Genomic DNA, 5145 nt, shown 5'->3' with positions numbered 1-5145 from the left:
TTTTTAAGGGGCTTGACTAAGGCTGGGCTTTTCTGTTTAGTTGGACACCATAGTTTATTGATCAATTTATGCACTCCGGAGTTCAACCTTACTTGTGTTGTTTTAAAAGGAAATTCTTTTTCTATGTGCATAAGTTGTACTATTAATATAAAAAGGAGGGCATTCAATTTTTAAATATTTTTTGTAGCGGACACAAACTAGTTTAAATTAGAAAGGGGAATTTACATGCATGTATCTAGAAAGAAGAAAAATACTTTACTCGCAATCATGATGTCATTGGTCATGTTCGTTTCATTACTCCCACCTAGCTTTATTGTACAAGCTGAAGGGGTGAAAAAAGAAGCGAGTAAAAAAGTTAGTACCCCCACAAAAGATAAGCAAGGTTACGAAATTTATCCGATGCCTCAAAGCATTGCATACAACAAAGGAAATCTTGACTTAGGTTCAGATATAAATGTCGTCTTTGAAAGTGGATTGGATGACGCAACAAAAAATCGGTTAATCGAAGTATTAGCCATTAAAAATCTTCATCATACAGTAAGTAAAGAAATTCAAGAAGGAAAAACAAACGTTATTGTAGGGATCAACAACTCAGGCGAAGTCGTAGATCAGTACTTCCATAAACAAGGGTTGGACGAGGAGGCTCATTTCACAGAAATCGATTCTCATATTGTATCTGTAAAAGATAATGTAATCGCTGTATTAGGTAAAGATACAGATTCTGCTTTCTATGGGCTTACCTCTTTAAAATTGATTTTCAAGCAATTAGAAGGATCAGAAATTAAAAACCTATTAATCAAGGATCATTCAGATGGTCACTGGCGCGGATTCATTGAAGGATATTACGGGATTCCTTGGAGCAACGAAAACCGTATGAGCTTAATGGAATTTGGTGGAGACTTTAAGATGAATGCGTACATCTTTGCACCAAAAGATGATGAGTACCACAGTCTTAAATGGAGAGAACCCTACCCTTCTGAAAAATTAGCTGAAATTAAAGAAATGGTTGAAGTGGGAGCTGCCACCAAGAACAAATTCATTTGGACAATCCATCCCTTCTTGCACAATGCCATTCAATTTAAGGATGAAGCAAAATATCAAGAAGATTTGGCAACCATCATTACTAAATTTGAACAATTATATGATGTCGGTGTACGTCAATTCGGTGTACTCGGCGATGATGCAGCTGAAGGTGAAGCAGCAGACCAAGTCAGATTAATGAACGATTTAGAGGAGTGGCGCCTAGCAAAAGGCGATGTATATAGCTTCATCTTCGTTCCTAAAGTATATACAAAAGAGTCTGCAGGCGGAGATGTGAACAATGAGTATTTAAATACAATCGGACAAATGCCTGAATCCACCGAAATCATGTGGACTGGTGACGTCGTGGTTGGGGATGTAAACAAAGAAACATTCGATTTCTTTGAAGAAGCAGTGGGGCGTGAAGCCTTCATGTGGTTGAACTGGCCAGTGAATGATATCAACAGTAAACGATTGCTCATGGGTAAAGGTGAAATGCTCGATTCTTCTGTTACGAACTTCCGTGGTATTGTAACGAACCCGATGCAAGAAGCTCAATCTTCAAAAGTCGCGTTATTTGCAATCGCAGACTACGGTTGGAATCGAGAAGAGTTCGACATGGACAAGAGCTGGGCAGATTCGTTCAAGTACATTGAACCCGCTGCAGCAGAAGAGTTGCACACATTTGCCAAACATATGAGTGATCCCACTCCAAACTGGCATGGGTTGGCGCTAGAAGAATCCGAAGAATTAGCTCCGTATATACAAGAGTTCACTCGAAAATTATTTGCTGGAAAGCCTATTAAAAACGATAGTAAATTCCTTTTGAAAGAATACAACGAGATTGTAGACGCTACTAATAGTTTCGCACAGAAATCCGAAAATGAACTATTAAAGGCAGAAATCAAGGGATGGGTCGATGCATTACGAGACGAAGCCGAATCGACCATCGCTTATATCCATGCAGCCGTAGCATTTGAACAACGCAATTATGACGATGCCATGAAGTTCTACGTACAAGGCGGAGAAGAATTCACCGCTTCAAAATCTCACCGAGTGCCGGCAATCAATAACGGCCTCACTCGACCAGAGCCAGGAACAAAATATTTAGTCCCATTCATCAATGATCTATCCAGATTAATCAACGAAAAGTTTGTTCAAAAAAATAATCCGGATATCAATAGAGTAGTCCTTCTCCCTTACACGAACATGGGACCTAACCTATATTGGGGACATATTCAAAATATCGTAGATGGCGGTACGGGTAGATTATCCACAATGTGGGTGCGTCGCGCTGCTAAGGCGGATGACTACGTCGCGGTAGAAATGAACAAAGTAACCGACGTGAAGAGCATCACATTCGAACAAGGCGAGCCAGGCGCAGGTGATTCATTCTACTATGTCAAATTCCAATATTCCATGAACGGCAAGAACTGGAAAGATATAGATGGAAAAGCTTATGGTCCCCATATGCAGAAAATCGTCGTCAAAGACTTAAATGTAAAGGCTAAACATATACGCGTCATTCCAACAGGTGAACTGAAGAATAACTGGATTTCCGTTCGTGAATTATCTATTAACAAAGAGGATGCGGGTCAATAAAAACCGCTGTATCTACTAACGTTTTGAAGTAACAGCAAGCAAAGTGGATATCTCTCCTTCAGATGCGACACCTGATACTTTTTCCGGCAATTGATTGTCACGGACTAAGAAAAGAGAAATGGATTCATTAGTAAAGCCCGCCTGGATATTAGGCGGGCTCTATTTGATGCATGCTTTACATATTATTGACTCATCGAGCGAATGTCATCCGTTCACCTCATAGGTAATTCTTAGATTCATGTTTGAATTGTATGGGGTCCAGGTACCTCTGGTATTTCCGCCCCCTAAACTATGATACGATAATGGAAAACGAATTAAGGAGAAGAATCCTTTATGAAAATCAACTTCACAAAGAAACAATATAAACAACTGCTGGATCTCGTCTATCTGGGCGAATGGACAGCCAACTCGTCTAAAGATAGCGACGAAAGATATACAGAGTACGATGCGCTCTTCGAATACGTCTGCTCATTCGCTAAAGACTTCGGTGTAGAAAATCTTGTTCCTTTTGATAAGGGACTGGACGCTCACTTCCCCACACAAGAATACGAACAACAACTGCAGCCCATTATCGACGACAACGACAATGAAGTATTCTGGCAGGAACTTTCAAGCCGACTTGCGAAACGGGACCTTGTGAAAGAAGGAAAGACATATGCTACGCAGGATGAAACAATGTTGAAGTTCTTTGAAGTTCAAGGAGAATATGAAAAGGAGTTTGAAGACAACGGTCTTTCAAATCTGGAGCTCCGCAAACAGGACTAACGGGAATCATTACTTGTCTCCATAAAAGAAAAAAAGCCTTCTTAGCAGTGGACTTGCTGGAAAGCATTAAGAAAGCTCTGCCTGTGCCCAACACAACTTAAGTGCATTTCTGAATAATTTCTGAATTACATGGTGCACAGGCAAGGCTTTTCGAGCTTTAGGATACGAAATGCTTTAAATGGAAATTGCAATAAATGAAATTTGATGCTTGAAACGACCTCAAATCCAGTATATCCACACTTTTCAATAATTCATGTATTCAGTCATACCTACGGAATACAAAACTCTCGCAAAGCTAATGATCCTTTGCGAGGGTTGGTCCTAATTGAGTTGAGTATATAACGATGAGGACATAAAGGCTCTGCCTATGAACGAAATAAAACTAGAACACTTTCGAATAGTACCCGAGATCCATTGCACACAGGCAGCCCTTTTTACTGGTAGCTCTTTCATATTCTGTAGTAGCAATTCGTCACTCCGCAATTTCCTTCACTACGTCGATCGTGAACTCGGCACCGTACTGGCCTGCCTTCTCCAAGTCCTCGATCCCGTCATCAGTCACTTCCGAATTGGAGATCGTCCGGAGCGACAGGTAAGGAGTATTCATCACATGTGCAACTTGCGCGACAGCGAATGCTTCCATCTCTTCAGCGCTAGTACCGAAATTCTCATGGAACCATTGGATCCGATCAATTTCCCGGTTCCACCAGTCAGCACTTCCGATGACGCCTTCTGTCACCTTTCCATATTCATACTCGTCCGAAGCCCGTTTTGCAGCCTCTACAAGCGCCGGGTCGCTCGGCAGTGTCGTTAATTCTTCCGTCTCTCCGTCATCTTTCCTCACATCAGTCGACATGTGGATCCACGTCTCAGGTGCCATGCCTTTCCCTTCATCCAGATGCTCCGAACGGAAACTGCCGATATTGATGACTTCCGTGCCGATCACCGTATCGAATACGTGAATGTCAGGATCATGCCCGCCTGCCGTCCCTTGGTTGATGATCGCTTTCGGATGATAGTTCTCGATCAGCAATGTTGTCGAAGCTGCCGCATTCACCATCCCCACTTCCGTCCGGGATACGACGACTGGAACGTCCTCTATTTCGCCTATGTAAAACGAATAATTGCCATGCGTTTCTTCTTTGTACTCACCCATCGCCTTCAGAAACTCGGAAATCTCCACATCCATCGCTCCTTGTAATGCAATCGGCGCTTCCGGTTCCACAGCAGCCTGCTTGTCCTCTTTACTTGTTTCATCCGCCTTTGCAGAACAGCCTACCAGCAAGACAGCCAGCAGCAGAATGTTCACGATAACCTTCAATTTACTAGACAATTGCAATTCCCCCTATGTATTCATCGAATATTTACGAACAATAAATACAATATATCTTTTAACGTTCGTAATATGAAATATACTATATCTCTGACCGCTGAACAAGACATGACTAAAAATCAGCAAAAAATGTGTATATATTGCTAGTACATGTTTAGAGGCACTTCGTCATATACAAGTGGAACGTTCGTGTCTGACACAACTTCAGGACTGTTCCGATTGAGGCTGAATTATTTATGGCATCAGATATTAGGGCGGGATTGTAAAATGGACGTAAAAATGGAGGGATCCGAATGGGATGTGTCCTATGCGGAAGTGACACGGTGCGCGTAGTGTTGGTCAGCATTGCCTGTGCATGATACAACCTTGGAACAATTTTGAATAGTGTCCGAATTGCACCGTGCACAGGCACCCTTCACTCACTC

General features: G+C 41.9%; 3 protein-coding genes. 2 read left to right on the top strand and 1 reads right to left on the bottom strand.

Annotated features, from left to right (window positions below; all coding sequences use genetic code 11):
- Window positions 1–225 precede the first annotated feature (225 nt).
- Together ABE021_RS15225 and ABE021_RS15220 are read left to right on the top strand one after the other, a co-directional pair.
- Window positions 226–2622 (top strand): beta-N-acetylglucosaminidase domain-containing protein, encoded by a 2397-nt coding sequence (locus tag ABE021_RS15225; RefSeq protein WP_430289846.1) that lies wholly within the window; start codon window positions 226–228, stop codon window positions 2620–2622.
- A gap of 333 nt (window positions 2623–2955) precedes the next feature.
- Window positions 2956–3387: a hypothetical protein gene (locus tag ABE021_RS15220; protein ID WP_430289844.1), complete on the top strand. Its 432-nt coding sequence runs from the start codon at window positions 2956–2958 to the stop codon at window positions 3385–3387.
- 472 nt (window positions 3388–3859) lie between these two features.
- On the opposite strand, the gene mtnN is transcribed toward ABE021_RS15220, so the two are convergent.
- Window positions 3860–4720 carry a 5'-methylthioadenosine/S-adenosylhomocysteine nucleosidase gene (gene mtnN, locus ABE021_RS15215; protein ID WP_430289842.1) on the bottom strand — a complete coding sequence of 287 codons (861 nt, stop codon included), beginning with the start codon at window positions 4718–4720 and terminating at the stop codon, window positions 3860–3862.
- Window positions 4721–5145 lie beyond the last annotated feature (425 nt).

Source organism: Sporosarcina gallistercoris, from assembly GCF_050459885.1.
In the GTDB taxonomy this organism is placed as follows: Bacteria; Bacillota; Bacilli; order Bacillales_A; family Planococcaceae; genus Sporosarcina; species Sporosarcina gallistercoris_A.
The sequence above is the reverse complement of the archived record's forward strand: the minus strand, read 5'-3'. Positions and strand labels throughout refer to the sequence as shown.

Excerpts from the sequence above, each read along its gene's own strand:
- ABE021_RS15225 (WP_430289846.1), top strand. The coding sequence starts at position 226 with ATGCATGTATCTAGAAAGAAGAAAAATACTTTACTCGCAATCATGATG.
- ABE021_RS15220 (WP_430289844.1), top strand. The coding sequence starts at position 2,956 with ATGAAAATCAACTTCACAAAGAAACAATATAAACAACTGCTGGATCTC.